The sequence below is a fragment of the Mesorhizobium sp. LNJC391B00 genome, from assembly GCF_000502535.1.
Taxonomy (GTDB): domain Bacteria; phylum Pseudomonadota; class Alphaproteobacteria; order Rhizobiales; family Rhizobiaceae; genus Mesorhizobium.
On record NZ_AYWI01000017.1, the window covers coordinates 15,173 to 37,964 of the forward strand.

Consider the following 22,792-nt stretch of genomic DNA (forward strand, 5'->3'; position numbering starts at 1 on the left):
TGCGTAATAAGCAAACTCGCTTATTGTAATCCGCGACTCACACGCGGACCTTTCCCGATGCTCACCGACGAAACCGCACCAATCGAAGAGGTCGCCCAGGCGATCGGGCGGCCGGCGGCGTGGCTGAAGCGAAACTGGCTGAAGCTTCACCAGCGCGAAGGCTTCCCGCGAAAAATCCCCACCGGCGATGTGTGGCCGCGTCGGGCTGTCGAAGTGTGGCTGCGTTCGGCCGGGCAGCTGCCCGCGCTTCTGCCCGCCAACCAGAACGAAGGGCAGGTCGACGCCATCAGCGCCGCCGCCAAGGCCCTTCTTGAACGCTACGGAGCAACACCATGACCCTCGCTGAAATCGCGTCGGCCTCGCAGGTCGACCCGCGCGACATCACCGATCGCCAGCTAGCCGCTTTGTTCGTCGTGCGCGACTATCGCCTGATCCGCTGCAAGAACGGCTGGCGCGCCGGCGGCTCGCCGCGCGTCACCCTCGACATGATGTCGACGCTGGCCGCCATGGGCCTGGTCAACCACCGCATCTATGGCGGCAAGACCCGCCCCGAAATCACCGGCGTCGGCCGCAACACGCTGACGGTCGCCGAACAGCGCCGGAGGAAGGCCGCATGACGTTCCTGCTCATGCTCGGCGCCGGCGGCTCGATCGCCTTCCTGCTTGGCTGCGCCGTCTCGCTGGCCTACTGGCGGCCACAGCCGGTGCGCTGCGGCTTCGAGGTTCGCTATGAGCATCTTCCCCAAAGGAGGCACCATGACCGCTGAAACCTTCGCCCTCGCCATCGGCCTGCTCGCCGGCGCCGCGATCGGCTCCATCGTCACCGGCCTTGGCGTCATGCGCTGACCAGCCTGATACAGGGCCGGCCCGGCGAATGAATTGACCAGCCGTTTGCCGCCCCCGCGTTGGCGGCTGGTCAGCCCGGCAGAATGAGACAGTCCCCCCTCTCATTCTGCCGGGCAACTTTCTGGTCGATCGCGCTTTGACCTCGCGCCTTCGCCCACCCGACAGGATGAGCCGTTCCCCAACGCTCGCGTACCTGCCGGGCACTTCATCGCCGCGTTCCGTTTCTGGCGTAGGCGCAGCTGGCCGGGGTTGCCGCGAATGGCACCCCGGCCTTTTTCTTTACGAAGGAGCCAACATGGACTTGACCAACAAGCAGAGCCTGGCAATGGCGGCGGCCGCCCAAGCGGCAGAAGCGATAGCGGAGCTGCTACGCTATGCCCGTGAGGGCGAATGGATGGACTACGAATTCCACCCCGATGTCGAGCCGCTGGAGAAGCTCTGCGACGCCGCGAAGTTGGTGGCGGAAATCCTCTCTGACCAACCCGACCCGGACGGCGACCGCAATCAGGTGGCGGGTGCGTTGGAAAAATTCTTGGCGGGCTGGGCTTGAGCGCTGCCCTTTGACATTTCACCCCACGCGATTCACCCTCGCGGGCGAAACGGGAGCCACACCGATGCGCCAGTCTTCTACCCGCACAAAGCCAGCCTCAATCAAGCACGTCTCATGGCGCGACGGCCGGCCGCGCTTCCAGCCCGGCCGCCAGCTGCGCGACGCTGGCTACGCCGGCAAGGATTTGCGCCACGAGGATGGCGCCTGGTTCAGCCGCGGCGAGGCCATCGACTGGTCGGACGCGTTCTGCAAGCAGCTGGTGAAGGAGACCAAGGCGGCCGCACCGGCCAAGGCAGCGCCGACGCCGGCGCGCGGAAAGCTCTACAGCGTCGGCCAGCTTTTCGAAGATTGGTTTGCCTCGCTGAAATTCCAGATGCCGGCCGACCAGGCCGAGCGCCAGCGCCAGATCGCGGCGCGCAACATATATGCGCCGAAAACCATCAAGGACTATCGGCAGAAGGCGCGCGTGATCGAGGACTATGACCCATCGCTCTACGCCTCGCCGGTCGACGCGCTCTCGCAGCCAGTGCTGTTCGGGCTCTACGAGGCGCTTGTGGCGGCGCGCGGGATCTCCACCGCACGCGGAGCCATCGCCGTGCTGTCGATCGCGCTGGGCTGGGGCAAGCGGCGCGGCAAATTCACCTTCCGCGAAAACCTTGGCGTCAACCCGGCGCAGGATCTGCAGATGGCGACGCCGCCGCCGCGCATCCGCTTCGGCACCCGCACCGAGATTGAAACGCTGGTCGCCGTCGCTGATCACATCGGCGTGCCGGAGAGTGGCGACATGACCATGCTGGGCGTCTGGACCGGCCAGCGCCAGCGCGATCGGCTCGACCTGATCGACATCGGCCTGCAGAAAGGCCGCCGGCATTTCCGCCAGGCCAAGACCGGCGCCATCGTGTGGGTGCTGGAATCGCCGGAGCTTGAGCGCCGGCTTGCGGCATCGGTCGAGCGCCGCCGCGCCGCCAAGGCCGAAGCCCTGCTGGGCGCGGAGGCCGACGAGCGCCCGGCGATCGAGCGCCGGTTCAAGCGCGTGATCCTCAATGAGCATGTCGACAAGCGCTATGGCATCTGCCGCTGGCAACCCTTCGAAGGCCAGCACTACAGCCATGTGTTCGCCAAGGTGCGCGACATCGCCGTTGCCGGCATCCGCGCCGACAATGGCGTTGACTGGATCATCAAGCCTTGCCCGACCCTGGCCGATTTTCAGGAGCCCGATCTGCGCGACACGGCGGTGACCTGGCTGGCGCTGGCCGGCTGCACCATTCCCGAAATCTGCGCCATCACCGGCCACAGCCTGTCGAGCGCCACGCGCGTGCTGAAACATTATCTGGCCGTGCATCCGGAAATGGCCGACGCGGCAATCAAGAAGATGGTCAGCTGGTACGAGGCCGGCGGCGAAACGGAGTTCGGGATTTAGCGGCTAGCTTGATCCGTCAATCACGGCCTGCGCTTGCGCCAGCAGCGCCTTAACCTGCTCGCGTTCGGCCTCAGTGAGTTCGAACGACTTCACCAGCCTCGCCACGATCTCGGCATTCATGCTGCGCCCGTCCTCGGCAGCGGCGATCTTCAACCGCTTGAGCAGCGATGCGGGCAGGCGGGCGTGGAATGTGATCGGATCAGGCATTGCCCGTTCTTATGGCCGAGTCCTTAAGCCTCTGAAATGCATCCACACGGTGGGCTAAAAGGCCCACCGTGTGGCACCTATTGTCCCCGCTAATCACATGGCGCAACGGCGAGTCACATTTCGGTGATTGATAGAACCGGGTATGTCGTTCACCCTAAGTCAACCCGCCGTTCGAAGCGGGACGAGCACGACCAGCGGCGGGGTCTTTGCAGTTTCCCTTGGACGGGGAAGAAGCGGCGATATTTCGCAAGGTTTAAGTTCGGCAAGCAACAAAGCATTGCCCTGGCGGCCGAGGGCCGGGCAGGCAACCCACACCGCACGAGGAAAACTAAGGAAGTGTCACAGAACGAAGCCGTCCAACGGATCGATCAGCATTTGGCCGAAAGCCATGACTTGCTGGCCGCGCTGATTTTTATTTCGGAGAACGTCGAAGACCACCAGCAGGAGCTGCTGCAGCATTCCGCTATCAGCCTCTGCCATTCAGTCCTCGATAAGATCGCGGCCGCCAACCGCGATGTCAGCCTGTTAATGAGACTCGCCGCATAGGCCGGAACAACCGCAGAACGCCCGTGCGACTTTTCGAAGTCGCACGGGTCGCAAAAAGTCGCACGGTTCCGCATCTGTTCCAAACGCAAAACCGGTAAGATATTGATGTTACACGTGAAACTTTGGTGAGCGCGTCGGGGTTCGAACCCGAGACCTACTGATTAAAAGTCAGTTGCTCTACCGGCTGAGCTACGCGCTCCCGCGGGCTCTAAAGGCCGCCCTCGAAATTGCGCGGAACATAGGGAGAGTGCCGCGACCGGTCAACCGGAAAAAGATGGCCCTTCGACCGGGGTTTCAGCCATCGCCAGACGCGCCGCAAATTGCGTCGTCACCAGCCCGGTGAGCCGCTCCCGCAACGTGGTCGCCGCTTCGATCTGTTGGCGCGCGAGACGCGCCTTTTCTCACGCGCCGAATTCGAGAAACATTACAAATCAGCAACTTACTGTTTTGGTGGGAACCATCGCACGAGCGGGCCGTTTTCGTCTCACAAGGGACGTCAACCACCCTTCAAGGAGAAGATCATGAACAAGATCGCAACGGGTCTACTGGCGACCACCCTGTCAATTTCGTTTGCCGCGGCCGCCGCTATGCCGGCCAATGCCGCCCAGATGTTCGTGCCCCAGTCATCAGCAACTTCGTCCGACATCGTGAATGTGGGCGATTCTCGTCATGACAACTGGCGGTGGATGCGCCACGGCAACCGCAATTCCGGCAATCGCGATTTCCGCGTAGGCCGCCAGTTCTCGCGCAACAATGATGGCGGCAGCTATTGGAATGGCCATCGCGGCTATCGCGAATATCACCGCGGCTATCGCCGTCACGGCGACTACTGGTTCCCGCTGGCTGCCTTCGCCACCGGCGCCTTGATCACCGGTGCGATCGTCAACAGCGAGAACAACCGCGTCTACGGCGGCGATGCGCATGTGCAGTGGTGCTACGACCGCTATCGCTCCTACCGCGCCTCGGACAACACATTCCAGCCCAACTACGGCCCTCGGCGGCAGTGTAATTCGCCCTATTGATGTGTTTAGGGCGAAGTTAGGGTAGGACGGAGCCTGCGCCGGCAACGGGCGCGGGCTTCGTCTTTTCGCGGACTTGGTCTTAAGTGCGAAATCAGGACGCGCTCAATGTCCGGCGCACCGCGTCGCGCCAACCCGCCAGTTTTGCCGAGCGGGTGTCGGCATCCATGTCCGGCTTGAAGCGGCGCTCGAGCGCCCAACTCCTGGCAAAATCCTTCGCCTTCGGCAACACACCCGCCTTCGAGCCGGCAAGCCACGCTGCGCCCAGCGCCGTGGTCTCCAGAATGGTCGGGCGATCGACCGGCGCATCGAGGATATCGGCCAGCCGCTGCATGGTCCAGTCGGAGGCCACCATGCCGCCGTCGACGCGAAGCACGGTTTTGGCCGACGCCCCCTTCCAGTCCTTGCGCATTGCGTCGAGGAGATCGCGCGTCTGGTAGGCGACGGATTCCAGCGCCGCGCGGGCGAACTCCGCCGGGCCAGAGTTGCGGGTCAGCCCGAAGATCGCGCCACGCGCCTCGGCGTCCCAATGCGGCGCGCCGAGACCGACGAAAGCCGGCACCAGATAGACGTTCTGCGTGGGGTCGGCGGTTGCCGCCAAAACGCCGCTATGCTCGGCCTTGCCGATCACCTTGATGCCGTCGCGCAGCCATTGCACGGCGGCACCCGCGATGAAGATCGAGCCTTCCAAGGCATAGGTAGTCTTGCCGTTCAGCCGATAGGCGATGGTGGTCAACAGCCGGTTCTTCGAGCGCACCAGATCGGCGCCGGTGTTGAGCAGCGCAAAGCAGCCGGTGCCATAGGTCGATTTCATCATGCCTGGCTCGAAACAGGCCTGGCCGATGGTCGCTGCGTGCTGATCGCCGGCCACGCCAAGGATTTTGATTTCGGCGCCAAACAGGCTTTTTTCCGTCACGCCGTAGTCGTCGGCGCAATCCTTGACCTCAGGCAGCATCGCCACCGGGATGCGCAGGATGGAGAGCAGCTCGTCGTCCCAGACATTTTTCTCGATGTTGTAGACCAGCGTGCGCGAGGCGTTGGTGGCATCTGTCGCATGCACCTTGCCGCCGGTCAGCCGCCAGATCAAAAAACTGTCGATGGTGCCGGCGAGCAGTTCGCCCTTTTCGGCGCGCTTTCTCGCACCGTTCACCTTGTCCAGCATCCAGGCGATCTTGGTGCCGGAGAAATAGGGATCGAGCAGCAGGCCGGTTTTTCTGGTGAACTTTTTCTCCAGGCCGTGTTTCTTCAGCTTCTGGCAGAGCGGCGCGGTGCGGCGGTCCTGCCAGACGATGGCATTGTGGATCGGCTTGCCGGTCGCCTTGTCCCAGATGACGACGGTTTCGCGCTGGTTGGTGATGCCGATCGCCGCCACATCCGAGGCCTCGCGGCCGGCGGCCTTCAGCGCGCCTTTGATCGTCGCGACGACGCTTGCCCAGATCTCTTCCGGATCATGCTCCACCCAGCCGGAGGCAGGATAATGCTGCGTGAATTCCTGCTGCTTGCTGCCGGCGACCTTCATCGCGCCGTCGAACAGGATCGCCCTGGTCGATGTCGTACCCTGGTCGATTGCAAGGATGTATCCGGTCATTAGTCCTCCCGGTAGCTCGCCTATACAAACAGGGGAGACGGCAAGATGCCGCCTCCCCGTTCACTATGATCCTGGCGCGTACGCCAAGATTACTTCTGCCAGCTCTTCACCAGTTCGTCGTAGTTGATGGTGATCGGCTTTTCCTTCTCGTTCTCGATCTTCAGCTGAGGCGCGAGATTGCCGTTCTTGACCGCGTCGGCGTTCCAGTAGGCGAGGTCATGCTCTTCGGCCATCTTCGGGCCGATATCGCCCTGGACGCCCGACTTCTCGATGCGGGTCATGACTTTTTCCTGCTCGGCGCAGAGCGAGTCCATGGCTTCCTGCGCCGTCTTGGCGCCGGACGAGGCATCGCCGATCGCCTGCCACCAGAGCTGTGCCAGCTTCGGATAATCGGGCACGTTGGTGCCGGTCGGCGACCACTGAACGCGGGCCGGCGAGCGGTAGAACTCGATCAGACCACCGAGCTTCGGCGCACGTTCGGTGAAGCTCTTGTCGTGGATCGTGCTTTCGCGGATGAAGGTCAAGCCGACATGGCTCTTCTTCACGTCGACCGTCTTCGAGGTCACGAACTGCGCGTAGAGCCAGGCGGCCTTGGCGCGGTCGGTCGGCGTCGACTTCATCAGCGTCCAGGAACCCACGTCCTGATAGCCGAGCTTCATGCCGTCCTTCCAGTAGACGCCATGCGGCGACGGGGCCATGCGCCACTTCGGCGTTCCGTCGTCGTTCAGCACCGCCTTGGCGCCGGCGTCGACCATCGAAGCGGTGAAGGCGGTGTACCAGAATATCTGCTGCGCGACCGCACCCTGTGCCGGCACCGGGCCGGATTCGGAGAAGGTCATGCCTTGGGCTTCGGCCGGAGCGTAGGCCTTCAGCCAGTCGAGGTATTTCTGGATCGAGTAGACGGCAGCCGGGCCGTTGGTGTCGCCGCCGCGCGCCGTGCAGGAGCCGACCGGCTGTGATTTCTCGTTGACCTTGATGCCCCATTCGTCGACCGGCAGGCCGTTCGGCAGACCCTTGTCGCCGTTGCCGGCCATCGACAGCCAGGCATCAGTGAACCGCCAGCCGAGCGACGGGTCCTTCTTGCCGTAGTCCATGTGGCCATAGACCTTCTTGCCGTCGATCTCGCGGCCGGTGAAGAACTCGGCGATGTCCTCATAGGCCGACCAGTTGACGGGAACGCCGAGGTCGTAGCCGTATTTCGCCTTGAAGTCGGCCTTGTTCTTCTCGTCGTTGAACCAGTCGTAACGGAACCAGTAGAGGTTGGCGAACTGCTGGTCGGGCAGCTGATAGAGCTTCTTGTCCGGCGCGGTGGTGAAGGAGGTGCCGATAAAATCCTTCAGGTCGAGGTTCGGATTGGTAACGTCCTTGCCCTCGCCCGCCATCCAGTCGGTCAGGTTGCGGACCTGCTGGTAGCGCCAGTGGGTGCCGATCAGGTCGGAATCGTTGACCCAGCCGTCATAAAGGTTCTGGCCGGTCTGCATCTGGGTCTGGATCTTCTCGACGACGTCGCCTTCCTGGATGACGTCATGCGTGATCTTGATGCCGGTGATGGCGGTAAAGGCCGGCGCCAGCACCTGCGATTCATACTGGTGGGTGGCGATGGTTTCGGACACGACCTTGATGTCCATGCCGGCGAAAGGCTTCGCGGCATCGATGAACCACTGCATTTCTGCTTCCTGGCCGGCGCGGTCGAGCGTCGACAGCGGGCCGATTTCCTTGTCCAGAAACGCCTTGGCCTCATCCATTCCGGCGTAGGCGTTGCCTACCCCGAGCAACAGGACAAGGGCAGTTGATGTTAAAAATTGCCGTCGCATAGGTTTCCTCCACATTTAGGTTTCAAGTGTGATCTGGAACGGCCGCCGGCACGCGGTCGCTCCAACAGTTTCCCCCTCTATACGTAGCGGAACACGCCAACGGCGTAGACCACGGAGAGAGCGAGAGCCCACCACAGGTTGGATCCGACAAGACCCAGCCAAGCGAGATGGATAAAGGCGCTGCCAAGCAGCGACAGAAAAAGACGGTCGCCGCGCGTCGTCTCGAAGCGCAGGATGCCGACGCGCGGATTGCCGCCCGGCGAGGCAAATTCCCAAAACGCCATGCCGCACAGCAGTAGAAGAATGGTGCCGAAGAACGCCGCCGTCGGCCACGTCCACGCCATCCAGGTGAGGTCGAGATTCATGGTGACACCCTCCCCAGGGCAAAGCCCTTGGCGGTGGTGGTGAGGGTGAACCCGTGCTTTTGTTTCATCACACCCTCCCCAGGGCGAAGCCCTTGGCGATGTAGTTGCGGACAAACCAGATGACGAGCGCGCCGGGGATCAGCGTCAGCACGCCGGCGGCAGCGAGCAGGCCCCAATCCATGCCGGCGGCCGAAACGGTGCGGGTCATGGTGGCGGCGATGGGCTTGGCATCGGTGGTCGTCAGCGTGCGAGCGATCAAAAGCTCGACCCATGAGAACATGAAGCAGAAGAAGCAGGCGACACCGATGCCACTGGCGATCAGCGGCATGAATATCCTGACGAAGAAGCGCGGGAAGGAGTAGCCGTCGATATAGGCTGTTTCGTCGATCTCTTTGGGCACGCCCGACATGAAGCCTTCGAGGATCCACACCGCCAGCGGCACGTTGAACAGGCAGTGCGCCAGCGCCACAGCGATGTGGGTGTCGATCAGGCCGAAAGCCGAATAGAGCTGGAAGAACGGCAGCGCGAACACTGCCGGCGGCGCCATGCGGTTGGTCAGCAGCCAGAAGAACAGATGCTTGTCGCCGAGGAAGCGGTAGCGCGAAAAGGCGTAGGCCGCCGGCAGCGCTGCGGCCACCGAGATCACCATGTTCATCACCACATAGGTGATCGAATTGATGTAGCCCGAATACCAGGAGGCGTCGGTAAAGATGGTGACGTAGTTGGCGATCGTAGGCTGATGCGGATAGAGCGTCAGCGAGGAGACGATCTCGGCATTGGTCTTGAAGCTCATGTTGATGAGCCAGTAGATCGGCAGCAGAAGCACNGCAGAAGCACGATGATGTAGATCGTCGGCACGATCCACCACCAGCGCGATTCCTCGCCGCGCTTGCGCATCAGCCGGGCGACCTGATCCTGCGAAAGCGTGCTCGCCAATTTTCCCGAAGCGGTGGTTTCGCTCACTCTGTCGGCTCTTTCGTTGGCGCCGCTCATCTCAGCGCTCCGCGTCGTAGTTGGTCATCACGGTGTAGAACACCCACGACAACAACAGGATGATCAGGAAGTAGACCAGCGACATGGCGGCCGCCGGACCGAGGTCGAACTGGCCGAGCGCGGTCTTGACGAGGTCGATCGACAGGAAGGTGGTCGAGTTGCCGGGGCCGCCGCCGGTGACGACGAAGGGCTCGGTGTAGATCATGAAGCTATCCATGAAGCGCAACAGCACGGCGATCAAAAGCACACGCTGCATCTTCGGCAGCTGGATATAACGGAACACCGCCCAGCGCGAGGCGCCGTCGATCTTGGCCGCCTGGTAGAAGGCATCCGGGATCGAAACCAGGCCGGCATAGCAGAGCAGCACGACAAGGCTGGTCCAGTGCCAGACGTCCATGATGATGATGGTGACCCAGGCGTCGAACGGATCCTGCACGTAATTGTAGTCGATGCCGAGCGCGTTGACGTAGTAGCCGAGCAGGCCGATGTCGTTGCGGCCGAAGACCTGCCAGATGGTGCCGACGACGTTCCACGGAATGAGCAGCGGCAACGACATAAGCACCAGGCAGACCGGCACGCCCCAACCCTTCTTCGGCATGTTGAGCGCGATGAAGATGCCGAGCGGCACTTCGATGGCCAGGATGATGAAGGAGAAGATCAGGTTGCGCACCATGGCTTCCCAGAAGCGGCTGGACGACAGCAGTTCCTCGAACCACTGGGTGCCTGCCCAGAAGAAGACGTTGTTGCCGAAGGTGTCCTGCACCGAATAGTTGACGACCGTCATCAGCGGAATGACGGCCGAGAACGCCACCAGCACCAGCACCGGCAGCACCAGGAACCAGGCCTTGTTGTTCCAGGTCTTTTCCATCTATGCCCCCATCTCGACACGCCCCATCTCAACCAGCCAGGAATCGGCATAGATGTTGATGCCGGCCGGATCGAAGCGAACCTTTGGGTCGGCCGGCACGCTCTCGTCCTCGCCGATGACGGCAGCGATCTCGCGGCCTTCGAGGCTGGCGCGCACCACCTTGTGGCGGCCGAGATCCTCGACCTTGCTTATTTTAACCGCCATGCCCTCGAGGCCGAGCCTGACATATTCGGGGCGGATGCCGAGTTCGATGGCGCCGGAGCTCCCAGCGGCGGTCTTTGGCGCGCCGGGCAACTCGATGCGCTGGCTGCCAATGGTCGCAGTCTTGCCGTCGATCGCCACCGGCATGACGTTCATGCCGGGCGAGCCGATGAAGTAACCGACGAATGTGTGGCGCGGGCGCTCAAACAATTCAGCCGGCGTGCCGATCTGGACGATGCCGCCATCATACATGACGACGACCTGGTCGGCGAAGGTCAGCGCCTCGGTCTGGTCATGGGTGACATAGACCATGGTGTAGCCGAAGCGGCGGTGCAGTTGCTTCAACTGCGATCGCAGCACCCATTTCATGTGCGGATCGATAACCGTCAGCGGTTCGTCGAACAGGATGGCATTGACATCCGAGCGCACCAGGCCGCGGCCGAGCGAGATCTTCTGCTTCTGGTCGGCGGTCAGGCCCCTCGCCTTCTTCTTCGCCCACGACGCCAGGTCGATCATCTCCAGCGTCTCGCGCACCTTGCGGTCGACATCGGCCTCCGGCACGCCGCGATTGCGCAGCGGGAAGGCAAGATTGTCGTAAACGGTCATGGTGTCGTAGATGACCGGGAACTGGAACACCTGCGCGATGTTGCGCTCCTGCGTCGACAGATTGGTGACGTCCTTGCCGTTGAACAACAACTCACCGTGCGAGGGGTGCAGAAGTCCCGAAATGATGTTGAGCAGCGTGGTCTTGCCGCAACCCGAGGGCCCAAGCAGCGCATAGGCGCCGCCATCCTCGAATGTGTGGTGCACTTCCCGCAGCGCAAAATCGGCATCCTTCTGCGGATTGGGCAGGTAGGAGTGCCTGACATGGTTGACGTCGATGCGCGCCATCTCTTCCCCCTCAGGCCGCAAGCTTCGGCGCGGCGACGGCGCTGCCGTTGCTGTCGAAGACCATGATGTGGCGCGGATCGATAAACACCTCGATCTCGGCGTCCGGCTCGAAATCGCGGATGCCGTGGGTCAGCATGACCCAGCGCGCATCGGCAAAATCGAGGTGGATGAAGCTTTCCGAGCCGGTGATCTCGGTGATCGTCACCTTGGCGCGCACCGGCACCGCGGCAGCGTTGGGCCGCTCCAGCGACAGATGATGCGGCTGAAAGCCGATCGTGTAATTGGCGTCGGCAATGCCGGCGAGTTCGGCCGGCACCGGCAGCTTGACGCCGCCCTCGAGCAGGAAATCCGGGCCCTTCTTGGCCAGCACGATGGTGTTGAGCGGCGGATCGGCAAAGGTTTTCGCCGTCACCAGGTCGATCGGCTTGCGGAAGACGTCGATGGTCGGCCCGAATTGGGTGATCCGCCCCTCGGACAGCGTCGCCGTATTGCCGCCGAGCAGCAAGGCTTCATGCGGCTCAGTCGTGGCGTAGACGAAAATGGTGCCGGCGGCGGCAAATATCTTGGGCAGTTCGGCGCGCAGCTCCTCGCGCAATTTGTAGTCGAGATTGGCGAGCGGCTCGTCGAGCAGCACCAGGCTGGCATTCTTGACGATGGCGCGGGCCAGCGCCGTACGCTGCTGCTGTCCGCCGGACAGGCTGAGCGGCGTGCGGTCGAGATAGGGTGTGAGCTTCAGAAGCCCTGCCGCGTTGCGGACTTCCTTGTCGATCTTGGCCTGGTCGGTGCCGGCGACGCGCAACGGCGAGGCGATGTTCTCGTAGACGGTCATCGCGGGGTAGTTGATGAACTGCTGATAGACCATGGCGATCTTGCGCTGCTGCACCGGCATGCCGGTGACATTCTGGCCGTCGAACCAGACTGAACCGGTGGTCGGCACGTCGAGCCCGGCCATCAGCCGCATCAGGCTGGTCTTGCCCGACAGTGTCGGCCCGAGCAAAACGTTGAGCGAGCCGTGCTGAAGCGTCAGCGACACGTCGCGGATATGCTCCACCGCGCCGACCATCTTCGTCACGTTTCTCAGTTCCAGCATGATGCCTCCTCCCAGGCTTTGTGCATCAATCGCCTTCCCTATTCCGCTGCCGCGACATGGCGCCGGCTGATGCCGCGCATGAATTCGTCAAGCGCCGAGGCCTGTTCGCGGCTGAGATGCAGACCGCGCTTGGTGCGACGCCACAATACATCTTCGGCGGTCAGCGCCCATTCGTTTTCGCTGAGGTAGCGTACCTCGGCCTCATAGAGATCGGCGCCGAAATTGCGGCCGAGATCGGCGTTCGACTTGGCGAGGCCGAGCAGCACTTGCGCGCGCGTGCCGTAAAGCCTGGTCAACCGACGCGCCAGGCGCTGGTCGAGGAAAGGATAGGCGCTCTTCAGCTTCGCCACCTGGACGTCGAAACCGGTGGCCGGGAAATCGCCGCCCGGCAAGGGCGCGTTCGCCGTCCACGGCTTGCCGCGCTTGCCGAGAAAACCTTCGATCTTTTCCAGCATCGATTCCGACAGCCGGCGGTAGGTGGTGATCTTGCCGCCGAAAGCGTTGACGATCGGCGCCTTGCCCTCGCCGCCATCGGCTTTCAACACATAGTCGCGGGTCGCTTCCTGCGCCTTCGAAGCGCCGTCGTCGTAGAGCGGGCGCACGGCCGAATAGGTCCAGACGATGTCGGGGCGCGTCACGGCTACAGCAAAATATTCGCTCGCCGCCGCGCAGAGATAGTCGATCTCGGTGTCGCTGATCTTCACGTCATGCGGATCGCCGGGATAGTCGCGATCGGTGGTGCCGATCAGCGTAAATTCTTCCTCGTAAGGGATGGCGAAGATGATGCGCCCGTCCTTGTTCTGGAAGAAGTAGGCGCGCGGATCATCGAATTTCTTTTTGATGACGATATGACTGCCCTGCACCAGGCGCACATTGTGCACGTCGTTCTGGCCCACGGTGGTCGACAGGACGTGGTCGACCCATGGACCGGCGGCATTGACCAGCAGCCGGGCCTTGACCTCGTCGGCATCTCCCGTCCGCACGTCTTCCACGCGGATCGCCCATAGATCGCCTTCGCGCCGCGCCCCGACGACTTTCGTGCGGGTGCGGATGGTGGCGCCGCGGTCGGCGGCGTCACGCGCGTTCAACACCACCAGCCGGGCATCGTTGACCCAGCCGTCCGAGTACTCGAAGGCCTTGTGAAACAGCGGCTTCAGCGGCTTGCCCGCCGGATCCTTGGACATGTCCAGTGTCCGGGTCGCCGGCAGCAATTTGCGGCCACCAATATGATCGTAGAGGAACAGGCCGAGCCGGATCAGCCAGGCCGGGCGCAGGCCCTTGGCATAGGGCAGCACGAAGCGCATCGGCCAGATGATGTGCGGCGCGTTCTTCCAAAGAACCTCGCGCTCCATCAGCGCCTCGCGCACCAGCCGGAACTCGTAGAATTCGAGGTAGCGCAGACCGCCGTGGATCAGCTTGGTCGAGCCGGAGGAGGTTCCGCTGGCAAGATCGTTCATCTCGGCCAGAAATACCGAAAAGCCCCGCCCAACGGCGTCGCGGGCGATGCCGCAGCCATTGATGCCGCCACCGATGACGAAGATGTCACGGACTGCGTCCACAAAGCCCTCCCGCGATTTCGCATTGCAGCATTTTTAGGTTTTTACGAAACCGTAGCGGGATTATTTCGAAATAAGAACGAATGTCAAACGAAATGTAACGGGACCGTGATCGATAGCTTAGCCGAGCGACGTTTCGATCAATTGAACCTCCGCTTCCTCGCAGATCTTGCGCACCGACGGGATGTCGCAACGGTCGGTGATGAAGGTGTTGACTTGCGAGAGATGGCCGATGCGAACCGGCGCGGTGCGTTCGAACTTGGTCTGGTCGGACACCAGGATGACATGCCTGGCATTGGCGATGATGGCTTGCGCCACTTTCACTTCGCGAAAGTCGAAATCGAGCAACGCGCCGTCATGGTCGATGGCCGAGGCGCCGATCACCGCATAGTCGACCTTGAACTGCCTGATGAAATCGACCGCGGCCTCGCCGACAACGCCGCCGTCGGAGCCGCGCACGACGCCGCCGGCGATTACCACCTCGATCGAAGGATAGATGCGCATCCTGTTGGCAACATTGATATTATTGGTGATGACCATCAGCCCGGCATGGTCGAGCAGCGCCTTGCTGACCGACTCGGTCGTGGTGCCGATGTTGATGAACAGGGAGGCGTTGTCGGGTATCAGCCTGGCCGCCGCGCGGCCGATGGCCTCCTTCTCGTCGGCGGCAATCTTGCGGCGCGCCTCATACTCCATGTTTTCGATGCCGGACGGGAACAGGGCCCCGCCATGGATGCGCGTCAGCAGCCGCTGATCGCAGAGATCGTTGAGGTCCTTGCGGATGGTCTGTGGCGTCACGTTGAAATGCGTGGCGAGGTCATCGACCAGCACACGGCCATGGTCCTTCGCCATCTGGATGATCTCGGCATGGCGCGGCGACAAATACACTGAGAACCTCCCGTTTTCGTTTTTCTTGTTTGTAGCTGAAAACGAAAGCAATGAAAAGGGAGACGCCGGCTAATGAAATATCGATGATTGCAAAGGCGAACCGGGCAGATACGGCTCAGACCCGCTCCGCCACCTTGCGGGTGACAGCCGCGACTTTACCTGGCGAGCGGATCATCAGGAAATTGCCGGACCAGTATCCCGGGATTCGCCAAGTGCCTTTGATCTCGGTTGCATCACCGTTGATGATGCCGCTGTAGTGAATCGGGTGCGCCTTCAATTCGGCCTTGTCGTATGTCTTGGTAAAGGAGACGGCGTTGCCCTCTCGCTGCCCCTGCAGGCTTGCGTATCTTGCCGTGCTGGTCGCCGCCGGTTCGTGGGTCATCCCCGTCAAGCTGGTTGCCGTCTCGATCAGCGTTGCAACGAAGGAAACCGGCGGCAGTTCGCGCGGATAGAAATAGCGCCCGCTCCAGACGCCCGTCAGATTCTGGCTAACCCCTTCGGCCCTTCCGGCCATATGCTTGCTCGCAAGTCCTTGCTGGCTTGCCCCGGCGGCGGCAACCACCCGAGCAATCCCTGTCAGTCCTTCGGGGATCTTGCACACTCGCAGATGACAGTGAAGGCGGTATCGACATCGGCCGCGGTTGTCTCGAACTGGCCTGCCTGGAAGCGGATGGCGACCCGGCCATCGACACGCGTCTGCGTCAGGTAGATACGGCCGTCATTGTTGATGGCGTCGACCAGACGCAAATTGTGCTCGTCGGAGTCAATGCCGGATGCGGCGCGATGCCGGAACGAGAACAGCGACAGCATCGGCTGGCTGGCGAGCTCGAAATCCTCCTCCTCGGCCAGGCGCCCGGCTATGCCTTCGCTCCAGGCGACGTGATTGCGGATCATGGTGCGCAGCGCCTCGAGGCCATGGGCGCGCAGCAGGAACCACAGCTTCAGCGCCCGGAAGCGACGGCCGAGAGGCACCGACCATTCGGAGTAGTTGATGATGCCGTCATGGCCGCGAGTTTTCAGATAGTCCGGCTTGATCGCCAGCGTGCGCACGAGATCCTCCGGCTGGCGGACGAACTGGATCGAGCAGTCGAATTGCGCGCCCAGCCATTTGTGCGGGTTGAAGACGATCGAGTCCGCGCCCTCGACACCGGTCCAGAAATGCCGGTATTCCGGACAGATCATCGCCGATCCGGCCCAGGCGGCGTCGATATGCAGATAGAGCCCCTGGCGTTTGGCCACCGCGGCCACTTCAGCGATGTCGTCGGTGCCGCCGGTGCTGGTGCCGCCGACGCACGCGATGATGCCGGCCGGCAATAGGCCGGCCGCGCGGTCGGCAACAATCGCCGCTTCCAAAGCCGCGGTATCCATGGCGCGGTAGGTGCCGGCGACGGGAATGCGGACGAGGTTTTCCTCGCCAATGCCGGCGACCCAGATGGCGCGGTCGATCGAGGTGTGCACCTGGTCGGAGGAATAGACGCGCAGCCTGCCCTGCCCGGAAAGGCCCTTCTTGTTGCCCTGCCAGTCGAGCGTGCGCTCGCGCATGGTCAACACGGCGGCCAGCGTCGCCGATGATGCGGAGTCCTGGATCACACCGGAAAAGCCTTCGGGCAGGCCGAGCGCCTGGCGCATCCAGTCGACGATGCGCGTCTCAAGCTCTGTCGCCGCCGGCGAAGTCTGCCACAGCATGCACTGCGCGGCCATCGCAGAGACCAGATATTCGGCAACCACCGAGACGGGTGCTGCATTGGCCGGGAAATAAGCAAAGAAACGCGGATGCTGCCAATGCGTCATGCCGGGCACGATCTTGGCTTCGAAATCGGCGAAGATCGTCTCCATCGATTCCGCAGCCTCCGGCGGAGAAGCTTCGATGCTCCTGAAGATCTCGCCCGGCGCTATGGCAGGTCGCACGGGCCGATCGCGAAGGCCGGCGCGGTAATCAGCGCCCCATTCGGCGGCGCGCCTCGACCAGTCGCGGAATTGCTCGTTGTCCATGGATCCTCCCGACGCGCCGATCAGCCAGCCGTTTGAATTTTGATTAACATGTTAAATAGAGACAGGCAACCGCGACGAAGGTTCCCGCGCTACCCCGGAAAATCCGGCAGGCTGGCAAAGGCCGTCTTCAACGCGTTCGACCAGCCCTCGGAAATAGCACGATAATATCGATCGTCCTGGCCGATGCGCTTTTTCAAACCCACCGTGAACGTGTCCTCCTCCAGGAACAGCAGGTCGAGAGGCAGGCCGACGGACAGGTTCGATTTCAGCGTCGAATCGAACGATACCAGCAAGAGCTTGACCGTTTCAGCCAGGCTCATCGTCCTTTCATAGGCACGGATGATGATCGGCTTGCCGTATTTGGTCTCGCCGATCTGGAAGAACGGCGTGTCGTCGGTCGATTCGATGAAATTGCCCTCGGGATAGATCATGAACAGCCGTGGCGGGCTGCCCTTGATCTGGCCGCCGAGGATGAAGGAGGCGTTGAAATAGGAATCCGCCTTTTCGCCGGCAGGCGACGAGCTGGCGATGACTTCCTTGACGGTGTCGCCGACCAGCCGCACCGTCTGGTACATGGATGGGGTCTCGAGCAGCGTCGCGTGGCGTTCCGCCACCGCCTTTGTGCGCTCGTCGAGCAGGCTGACCACGGCCTGCGTCGTAGCCAGATTGCCGGCCGACATCAGTACGATGACGCGCTCGCCTGGCTCTTCCCAGACATGCATCTTCTTGAAAGTGGAGATCGAATCCATCCCTGCATTGGTGCGCGTGTCCGACATGAACACGAGCCCACGATCGATCTTGAGGCCGACGCAATAAGTCATGGAATCTCTTCAGGCAGCAATCTTGCCGGAGACTACTGCTCTACCGTGACGGTGACTGCAAGCTGTTCCTCCGCCTGTCCCAGTCGAATTCCCGACACCGGCGAGGCGTCGCGATAATCACGGCCGGTGGCTACCCTGACATAGCGTTCATCGGGGGAAATGCCGTTGGCGGCGTCGAAGGCGACCCAGCCGAGACCCTGAACATGGGCTTCGGCCCAGGCATGGCTTGCCGCCTGCTCGATGGCCGCATCCATCATCAGATAGCCACTGACATAGCGGGCCGGAAAACCCATGACGCGGGCTGCGGTGACAAAGATGTGGCTGTGATCCTGGCAAACGCCGGTCTTCAGCGCCAATGCCTCTTCCGCCGGGGTCGTCACGCTGGTGGTGCCCGGCGTGTAGGCGACGCGCTCGACGATCAGCGCCATCAGCCGATGCAGCCTTTCGATGTCGGTACCTTTGCCGACCGCCGCGGCAAGCTCGCTTATGCCCTCGCCGGGGATGGTCAAAGCTGTCTCCTGGCTGAACAGCCACAGTGGCGCAAAGCCGTGATGCGGACCCGAGACGCCCGCTGTGTCGCGGGTGACAACCTCGCCGGAGGCCTCGACGGTGATGAAGTCGCGCTCGCCCTCGACGCTCAACAGCCTGTTATCGTTGCCGAAATGGTCGTTAAAGCGGACTTCCTCGCGCGCGCCCTCGATCTTCAGCGCCCAGGACAGCACGGTCTGCGTCGGTCCGCTGACCGGCAGCAGCCGCAGCCGCTGCAGCAGATAATGCACCGGCGCGTCGTAGCGGTATTCGGTCCGATGGGTGATTTTCAATCGCATGTCAATTGAACCGGTAATCTTGTGCGATCTCTTCGCCAAGCTTGGTGTTGTCTTGAATGAACCTGGCCAGGAATTCGTGCAGGCCGGTGTCGAATATGTCCTTGATCGACCCTGCCTGCAGCATCGCCTGTGTCCTGTCGACGGTGGCGTGGCAGGCATGACGGTCGCCATAATCGTCGCCGAGGAACTTCAGATGCTCGGCGAGAAAACGATAACAGAAGGTCAGCGAGCGCGGCATGCGCACATTGAGGATCAGATAGTCGGCAATGTTGGTCGGTTTGTAGTCGGCCTCATAGACCCAGCGATAGGAACGGTGCGCCGACACCGAGCGCAGGATCGATTCCCACTGGTAGTTGTCGAGGCTCGAGCCGACCCAGGAGATCGACGGCAGCAGCACGTAGTATTTCACGTCGAGGATGCGTGCCGTGTTGTCGGCCCGCTCGACATAGGTGCCGAGCTGCGAGAAGTCGAAGATCTCGTTGCGCAGCATCGTGCCGTAGAACGAGCCGCGGATCAGCGCCGTCTCGCGCTTGATGGCGTCGAGCACACTCGGCAGGTCGCGCTCGTCGATCGGCTTTGCCAGCATGCGCTTCAGGGCCATCCAGGCTTCGTTGATGCTCTCCCACGTCTCGCGCGTCAGCGCGGTGCGCACCATGCGGGCATTGTTGCGAGCGGTCTCGATCGCCGACATCGTGCTCGACGGGTTCGAGGTGTCGCGCAGCAGGAAGTCGGCGACGTTGGCGGCGGTATAGTCCTTGTATTTCTGCGTGAAGGTGACGTCGGAGCCGGCGCTGAGCAGCACCGAATTCCACTCTTCCGACGCGCTCTGGGTGCGGGTCAGCGCCATGCGAAGGCCGGCATCGACCAGACGCGCCATGTTTTCCGCCCGCTCGATATAGCGGTTCATCCAGTAGAGCCCGTTGGCGGTGCGGCCGAGAAGCATGTGAAGTGGCCCTTCGGGGCTAGTGAGTAGGGAATAGTGAGTAGGGATTAGTAAGCATTTGAATCTCTGTGGAATATGGCATTTCTTGTCCCTCTACTGCCTACTGCCTACTGCCTACTGCCTACTGCCTACTGCCCTATTCCCTACCTAATCGTCCAACACCCACGTATCCTTCGTGCCGCCGCCTTGCGAGGAATTCACGACCAAAGAACCCTCCTTCAGCGCCACCCGCGTCAAGCCGCCGGGAACGATCTGGATTCGGTCGGAGACCAGAACATAGGGTCGCAAGTCGACATGGCGCGGCGACAGGCCTTTTTCTGTCAGGATCGGGCAGGTCGACAGCGCCAGCGTCGGCTGGGCGATGTAGTTGGAAGGCTTCGCCTGCAGCTTCTTGGCGAAATCCTGGCATTCCTTCTTGGTCGCAGCCGGCCCCACCAGCATGCCGTAGCCGCCGGAGCCGTGCACTTCCTTGATGACCAGCTCATGGATGTGTTCGAGCACGTATTTCAGGCTGTCGGGCTCCGAGCAGCGCCAGGTCGGGATGTTGCCGAGGATGGCTTTGCGGCCGGTGTAGAACTCGACGATGTCGGGCATGTAGGAATAAATCGCCTTGTCGTCGGCGATGCCGGTTCCCGGCGCGTTGGCGATGGTGATGTTGCCGGCGCGGTAGACGTCCATGATGCCGGGCACGCCAAGGGCCGATTCCGGCCGGAAGGTCAGCGGATCGAGGAAGGAATCGTCGACGCGCCGGTAAAGCACGTCGATCTGCTTGTAGCCTTCGGTCGTGCGCATAGCGACGTGGCCGTCTACAACGCGCAGATCCTGGCCTTCGACCAGTTGCACGCCCATCTGGTCGGCGAGGAAGGCATGTTCGAAATAGGCGGAGTTGAAGCTGCCCGGCGTCAGCACGGCAATGGTCGGTGCGCCCTTGGTGCTTTGCGGCCGCACTGCCGCCAGCGACTGGCGCAGCAATTGCGGATAATTCTCCACCGGCCGCACCTTGATCTGCTGGAACAGCTCGGGAAAGAGCTGCATCATCGTCTCGCGGTTCTCCAGCATGTAGGAGACCCCCGACGGCGTGCGCGCATTGTCCTCCAGCACGTAGAACTCGTTCTCCGAGATCCGGACGATATCGACGCCGATAATGTGGGTGTAGACGCCGGCCGGTGGCCGCACTCCGATCATTTCCGGCAGGAACGCCTCGTTCCTGGCGATCAGCTCCCTCGGCACGCGGCCGGCGCGCAGGATTTCCTGGCGGTGGTAAATGTCGTCGAGGAAAGCGTTCAGCGCCTGCACGCGCTGCTCGATGCCTTGCGTCAGCCTTCGCCATTCATTGCCGGAGATGATGCGCGGCACGATGTCGAAGGGGATCAGCCGCTCGGAGGCTTCCTGCTCGCCATAGACGGCGAAGGTAATGCCGGTCTTGCGGAAGACGCGCTCGGCGTCCTGCATCTTTTCGGTAAGCCTGGCCGGGTCCTGCTCCTTCAGCCAGCGGTCGTAAGCCGTATACGGTTGTCTAAGCCCGGAAACTTCCGGAAGCATTTCATCGAACGCTGCCAATCGCATACTCCCCTGTGACGCCATTTCACTGGCGTCGCGGGAGAAAATCAAGCGCAATCGGTGATTTGGAGGATATCGGCGATCAGTATGTTTCGACTGCCCAAAATTCGGGCAGTCGGAACGGGACCTTAATCAGGCTCTGCCTTGTCGCCGGGCAAGTGCCTGATGCGGCCATAGCAGTTCACCGTTTCATGGAAACGGCGACCTGCCATGGCTTTTTGCTTTGACGCAATTCCGGACGGAAAACCGCTTCACATTTTTTTCCTGGAATTGCTTTAGAAAGCGCGGAAAGTGACGACCGTGAAGGTGTCCTTGATTCCGGGAATAATCTGCACCTTCTCGTTGACGAAGTGGCCGACATCTTCCTCGTCGTCGACGTAGAATTTGGCAAGCAGGTCGTAATTGCCGGCGGTCGAGTAGATTTCCGAGGCGATTTCGGCATCGGCGAGCGCGCTGGCGACCTCATAGGACTTGCCCAGATCGCACTTTATCTGCATGAAAAACGTCTTCATTGCCGGTCCCGATCAAGCTTCAGCACTCAAGCGGCCCTTGTGGCAGACTGCCGCCCGGCTTTCAAGCATCAGGCCGAGCGCGCCTTGGCGACGGCTTGTCTCAGTTCGGACACCGGCATGCCGCGCCGATACAAGTTGCCGCCGATGACCAGGGCTGGCGTGCCGCGCAGCTTGAACGCTGTCGCCTGGACTTCGGTGCGGACAAGGGCAGCGTCGATGTCGGGTTCACGGATGGCGAGGTCGGCACGCACCATCGCCACATCGACACCGACGGAAGAAAGGATGTCGTTGGTGCGGCGTTCCGAAAGGCCGCGCTGGTTGGTCATCAGCGCATCGACCGCCGCGCCATAGTGTTCGCCGCTCAGCAGCGTCACCCGCGCCGCGTCGCGCGACACGTCGCCGAAGATCGGCCAGTCCTTCATCACAAGCCGAACGCCGCTGTCCTCTTCCATCAACTTCTTCAGTTCGACGAAGACGAGCTTGCAGATCGGGCACTGATAGTCGACGAATTCGGCGATGGTGACGTCGCCATCGGGGTTGCCGAGCGCTGGAATGGCGGGATCGAAGGCGACTTCCGTGACGGTCGGCCCAGTGCTTGCCCAGGCGGGCAAGGGAGCCAAAACTGCGAGGCTTGCCGCGCCCTTCAGCAAAAGGCGCCGGTCGATCGGCTGCTTGAACATGGTCGTCCCCTGGTTGCGCGAACGGGTCCCCACCCGTCCCTACGATGCGCGCCCCGCGTTAAAGGAGGCTTAAGCATGATCTTGTGGCACTTGCGTGGCAAATATTGCGGTTGCTGAAACCGTGAGGCTCCGCCAAGCGTATGGTATGATGCGTCCTGGGACAGGTTTTGTTGAGGACAATGGAGACAGGCCATGCGCCGCATCGCATTCGCAGTCGTTTCATTGCTGTTCGCGTTGTTCGTCTCGGCAGCCCTTGCCGGCGACGCCGAAGTCAAGGCCGGCCAGGCCGTCATCGATGGTCAGTTGAAGGCGCTCATCGCCAATGATGGCGCCAAGGCGTACAGTTTCGCCGCTCCAAATGTGAAGCGCATCTTTCCGACCGTCGACACCTTCATGAACATGGTGACCAACGGCTATCCGCCGGTGCGCCAGCCGCAGAGCTATTCCTTCGGCAAGGTCGAGCAGATGGGGCCAACTTCGATAATCCAGCAAGTGCTGATCGTCGGACCCGACGGCAAGGACTATGAGGCGGTCTACACGCTGGAACAGCAGCCCGACGGCAGCTTTCAGATCACCGGCTGCAGCTTGCGCGCAGCGAATTCGCTCAGTACCTGAG

At 62.0% G+C, this 22,792-nt stretch carries 25 protein-coding genes, 1 tRNA gene and 1 pseudogene; 8 read left to right on the plus strand and 19 right to left on the minus strand.

Going from position 1 to position 22,792, the window contains the following annotated elements:
• Window positions 1-57 precede the first annotated feature (57 nt).
• The 5 genes from X750_RS137575 to X750_RS137560 all read left to right on the plus strand — a co-directional run bounded on the left by X750_RS137575 (window position 58) and on the right by X750_RS137560 (window position 2,815).
• Complete coding sequence (locus X750_RS137575; protein WP_023748717.1) at window positions 58-336, plus strand: hypothetical protein; 279 nt, start codon at window positions 58-60, stop codon at window positions 334-336.
• Window positions 333-617 (plus strand): hypothetical protein, encoded by a 285-nt coding sequence (locus tag X750_RS137570; RefSeq protein WP_023748718.1) that lies wholly within the window; start codon window positions 333-335, stop codon window positions 615-617. Before X750_RS137575 ends, X750_RS137570 begins: the two co-directional genes overlap by 4 nt.
• Window positions 614-766 carry a hypothetical protein gene (locus X750_RS1000000166105; protein ID WP_023748719.1) on the plus strand — a complete coding sequence of 51 codons (153 nt, stop codon included), beginning with the start codon at window positions 614-616 and terminating at the stop codon, window positions 764-766. The genes X750_RS137570 and X750_RS1000000166105 overlap by 4 nt, the downstream gene beginning before the upstream one ends.
• 374 nt (window positions 767-1,140) lie before the next feature.
• Entirely contained in the window at window positions 1,141-1,395 is a 255-nt protein-coding gene (locus tag X750_RS137565) for a hypothetical protein (protein WP_023748721.1), read from the plus strand.
• A 64-nt stretch (window positions 1,396-1,459) separates the two neighbouring features.
• Window positions 1,460-2,815, plus strand: a complete 1,356-nt coding sequence (locus X750_RS137560; RefSeq protein ID WP_023748722.1) for a hypothetical protein — start codon at window positions 1,460-1,462, stop codon at window positions 2,813-2,815.
• A 3-nt stretch (window positions 2,816-2,818) separates the two neighbouring features.
• Here the strand turns inward: X750_RS137560 and X750_RS137555 are convergent, their stop codons facing one another.
• On the minus strand, window positions 2,819-3,022 hold the full coding sequence (locus X750_RS137555) for an Arc family DNA-binding protein (protein WP_023748723.1): 204 nt from the start codon (window positions 3,020-3,022) through the stop codon (window positions 2,819-2,821).
• A gap of 336 nt (window positions 3,023-3,358) precedes the next feature.
• On the opposite strand from X750_RS137555, the gene X750_RS1000000166655 reads away from it, so the two are divergent.
• Window positions 3,359-3,568 carry a hypothetical protein gene (locus X750_RS1000000166655; RefSeq protein ID WP_156932469.1) on the plus strand — a complete coding sequence of 70 codons (210 nt, stop codon included), beginning with the start codon at window positions 3,359-3,361 and terminating at the stop codon, window positions 3,566-3,568.
• 123 nt (window positions 3,569-3,691) lie between these two features.
• Here the strand turns inward: X750_RS1000000166655 and X750_RS137545 are convergent.
• Window positions 3,692-3,767 (minus strand) — tRNA-Lys (locus tag X750_RS137545).
• 322 nt (window positions 3,768-4,089) lie between these two features.
• On the opposite strand from X750_RS137545, the gene X750_RS137540 reads away from it, so the two are divergent.
• A complete protein-coding gene (locus tag X750_RS137540; protein ID WP_023724353.1) occupies window positions 4,090-4,590 on the plus strand; it encodes a BA14K family protein in 501 nt (166 codons plus the stop codon).
• 91 nt (window positions 4,591-4,681) lie between these two features.
• On the opposite strand, the gene glpK is transcribed toward X750_RS137540, so the two are convergent.
• The 17 genes and pseudogenes from glpK to X750_RS137460 form a co-directional block, all read right to left on the minus strand.
• Window positions 4,682-6,175 carry a glycerol kinase GlpK gene (gene glpK / locus X750_RS137535; RefSeq protein ID WP_023748725.1) on the minus strand — a complete coding sequence of 498 codons (1,494 nt, stop codon included), beginning with the start codon at window positions 6,173-6,175 and terminating at the stop codon, window positions 4,682-4,684.
• An 89-nt stretch (window positions 6,176-6,264) separates the two neighbouring features.
• Window positions 6,265-7,989: an ABC transporter substrate-binding protein gene (locus tag X750_RS137530; protein WP_023748726.1), complete on the minus strand. Its 1,725-nt coding sequence runs from the start codon at window positions 7,987-7,989 to the stop codon at window positions 6,265-6,267.
• A gap of 77 nt (window positions 7,990-8,066) precedes the next feature.
• A complete protein-coding gene (locus X750_RS137525) occupies window positions 8,067-8,354 on the minus strand; it encodes a DUF2160 domain-containing protein (protein ID WP_023670977.1) in 288 nt (95 codons plus the stop codon).
• 67 nt (window positions 8,355-8,421) lie between these two features.
• Window positions 8,422-9,251: pseudogene (locus X750_RS01000000163395) on the minus strand (carbohydrate ABC transporter permease).
• A gap of 97 nt (window positions 9,252-9,348) precedes the next feature.
• Entirely contained in the window at window positions 9,349-10,215 is an 867-nt protein-coding gene (locus X750_RS137520) for a sugar ABC transporter permease (RefSeq protein WP_023670975.1), read from the minus strand.
• Complete coding sequence (locus X750_RS137515) at window positions 10,216-11,307, minus strand: ABC transporter ATP-binding protein (RefSeq protein WP_023748727.1); 1,092 nt, start codon at window positions 11,305-11,307, stop codon at window positions 10,216-10,218.
• A 10-nt stretch (window positions 11,308-11,317) separates the two neighbouring features.
• Window positions 11,318-12,397: an ABC transporter ATP-binding protein gene (locus tag X750_RS137510; protein ID WP_023684650.1), complete on the minus strand. Its 1,080-nt coding sequence runs from the start codon at window positions 12,395-12,397 to the stop codon at window positions 11,318-11,320.
• Window positions 12,398-12,435: 38 nt separating this feature from the next.
• On the minus strand, window positions 12,436-13,956 hold the full coding sequence (glpD, locus tag X750_RS137505) for a glycerol-3-phosphate dehydrogenase (protein WP_023748728.1): 1,521 nt from the start codon (window positions 13,954-13,956) through the stop codon (window positions 12,436-12,438).
• A 117-nt stretch (window positions 13,957-14,073) separates the two neighbouring features.
• Window positions 14,074-14,841 carry a DeoR/GlpR family DNA-binding transcription regulator gene (locus tag X750_RS137500; protein WP_023706202.1) on the minus strand — a complete coding sequence of 256 codons (768 nt, stop codon included), beginning with the start codon at window positions 14,839-14,841 and terminating at the stop codon, window positions 14,074-14,076.
• Between the two features lie 115 nt (window positions 14,842-14,956).
• On the minus strand, window positions 14,957-15,403 hold the full coding sequence (locus X750_RS137495) for a hypothetical protein (RefSeq protein ID WP_023693406.1): 447 nt from the start codon (window positions 15,401-15,403) through the stop codon (window positions 14,957-14,959).
• Window positions 15,404-15,417: 14 nt separating this feature from the next.
• A complete protein-coding gene (locus X750_RS137490; protein ID WP_023748729.1) occupies window positions 15,418-16,833 on the minus strand; it encodes a pyridoxal-dependent decarboxylase in 1,416 nt (471 codons plus the stop codon).
• An 89-nt stretch (window positions 16,834-16,922) separates the two neighbouring features.
• Entirely contained in the window at window positions 16,923-17,654 is a 732-nt protein-coding gene (locus tag X750_RS137485) for a peptidase (protein WP_023684646.1), read from the minus strand.
• Between the two features lie 32 nt (window positions 17,655-17,686).
• Window positions 17,687-18,481, minus strand: coding sequence for a transglutaminase family protein (locus X750_RS137480; protein ID WP_023670966.1), 795 nt, complete (start codon window positions 18,479-18,481; stop codon window positions 17,687-17,689).
• Window position 18,482: 1 nt separating this feature from the next.
• A complete protein-coding gene (locus X750_RS137475; protein WP_023670965.1) occupies window positions 18,483-19,424 on the minus strand; it encodes an alpha-E domain-containing protein in 942 nt (313 codons plus the stop codon).
• A gap of 147 nt (window positions 19,425-19,571) precedes the next feature.
• Complete coding sequence (locus X750_RS137470; RefSeq protein ID WP_023688618.1) at window positions 19,572-20,984, minus strand: circularly permuted type 2 ATP-grasp protein; 1,413 nt, start codon at window positions 20,982-20,984, stop codon at window positions 19,572-19,574.
• 275 nt (window positions 20,985-21,259) lie between these two features.
• Window positions 21,260-21,496, minus strand: coding sequence for an Lrp/AsnC family transcriptional regulator (locus X750_RS137465; protein WP_023670963.1), 237 nt, complete (start codon window positions 21,494-21,496; stop codon window positions 21,260-21,262).
• Between the two features lie 68 nt (window positions 21,497-21,564).
• On the minus strand, window positions 21,565-22,176 hold the full coding sequence (locus X750_RS137460; RefSeq protein WP_023700783.1) for a DsbA family protein: 612 nt from the start codon (window positions 22,174-22,176) through the stop codon (window positions 21,565-21,567).
• A gap of 192 nt (window positions 22,177-22,368) precedes the next feature.
• Between X750_RS137460 and X750_RS137455 the strand changes: the two genes are divergently transcribed.
• Window positions 22,369-22,791, plus strand: coding sequence for a DUF4864 domain-containing protein (locus tag X750_RS137455; protein WP_023730151.1), 423 nt, complete (start codon window positions 22,369-22,371; stop codon window positions 22,789-22,791).
• Window position 22,792: the final 1 nt, after the last annotated feature.

What these genes read in the sequence shown, in the direction of transcription:
- X750_RS137575 (WP_023748717.1), top strand. Translation starts at nt 58, where the DNA reads ATGCTCACCGACGAAACCGCACCAATCGAAGAGGTCGCCCAGGCGATC.
- X750_RS137570 (WP_023748718.1), top strand. Translation starts at nt 333, where the DNA reads ATGACCCTCGCTGAAATCGCGTCGGCCTCGCAGGTCGACCCGCGCGAC.
- X750_RS1000000166105 (WP_023748719.1), top strand. Translation starts at nt 614, where the DNA reads ATGACGTTCCTGCTCATGCTCGGCGCCGGCGGCTCGATCGCCTTCCTG.
- X750_RS137565 (WP_023748721.1), top strand. Translation starts at nt 1,141, where the DNA reads ATGGACTTGACCAACAAGCAGAGCCTGGCAATGGCGGCGGCCGCCCAA.
- X750_RS137560 (WP_023748722.1), top strand. Translation starts at nt 1,460, where the DNA reads ATGCGCCAGTCTTCTACCCGCACAAAGCCAGCCTCAATCAAGCACGTC.
- X750_RS137555 (WP_023748723.1), bottom strand. Translation starts at nt 3,022, where the DNA reads ATGCCTGATCCGATCACATTCCACGCCCGCCTGCCCGCATCGCTGCTC.
- X750_RS137540 (WP_023724353.1), top strand. Translation starts at nt 4,090, where the DNA reads ATGAACAAGATCGCAACGGGTCTACTGGCGACCACCCTGTCAATTTCG.
- glpK (WP_023748725.1), bottom strand. Translation starts at nt 6,175, where the DNA reads ATGACCGGATACATCCTTGCAATCGACCAGGGTACGACATCGACCAGG.
- X750_RS137530 (WP_023748726.1), bottom strand. Translation starts at nt 7,989, where the DNA reads ATGCGACGGCAATTTTTAACATCAACTGCCCTTGTCCTGTTGCTCGGG.
- X750_RS137525 (WP_023670977.1), bottom strand. Translation starts at nt 8,354, where the DNA reads ATGAATCTCGACCTCACCTGGATGGCGTGGACGTGGCCGACGGCGGCG.
- X750_RS137520 (WP_023670975.1), bottom strand. Translation starts at nt 10,215, where the DNA reads ATGGAAAAGACCTGGAACAACAAGGCCTGGTTCCTGGTGCTGCCGGTG.
- X750_RS137515 (WP_023748727.1), bottom strand. Translation starts at nt 11,307, where the DNA reads ATGGCGCGCATCGACGTCAACCATGTCAGGCACTCCTACCTGCCCAAT.
- X750_RS137510 (WP_023684650.1), bottom strand. Translation starts at nt 12,397, where the DNA reads ATGCTGGAACTGAGAAACGTGACGAAGATGGTCGGCGCGGTGGAGCAT.
- X750_RS137490 (WP_023748729.1), bottom strand. Translation starts at nt 16,833, where the DNA reads ATGGACAACGAGCAATTCCGCGACTGGTCGAGGCGCGCCGCCGAATGG.
- X750_RS137485 (WP_023684646.1), bottom strand. Translation starts at nt 17,654, where the DNA reads ATGACTTATTGCGTCGGCCTCAAGATCGATCGTGGGCTCGTGTTCATG.
- X750_RS137480 (WP_023670966.1), bottom strand. Translation starts at nt 18,481, where the DNA reads ATGCGATTGAAAATCACCCATCGGACCGAATACCGCTACGACGCGCCG.
- X750_RS137475 (WP_023670965.1), bottom strand. Translation starts at nt 19,424, where the DNA reads ATGCTTCTCGGCCGCACCGCCAACGGGCTCTACTGGATGAACCGCTAT.
- X750_RS137465 (WP_023670963.1), bottom strand. Translation starts at nt 21,496, where the DNA reads ATGAAGACGTTTTTCATGCAGATAAAGTGCGATCTGGGCAAGTCCTAT.
- X750_RS137460 (WP_023700783.1), bottom strand. Translation starts at nt 22,176, where the DNA reads ATGTTCAAGCAGCCGATCGACCGGCGCCTTTTGCTGAAGGGCGCGGCA.
- X750_RS137455 (WP_023730151.1), top strand. Translation starts at nt 22,369, where the DNA reads ATGCGCCGCATCGCATTCGCAGTCGTTTCATTGCTGTTCGCGTTGTTC.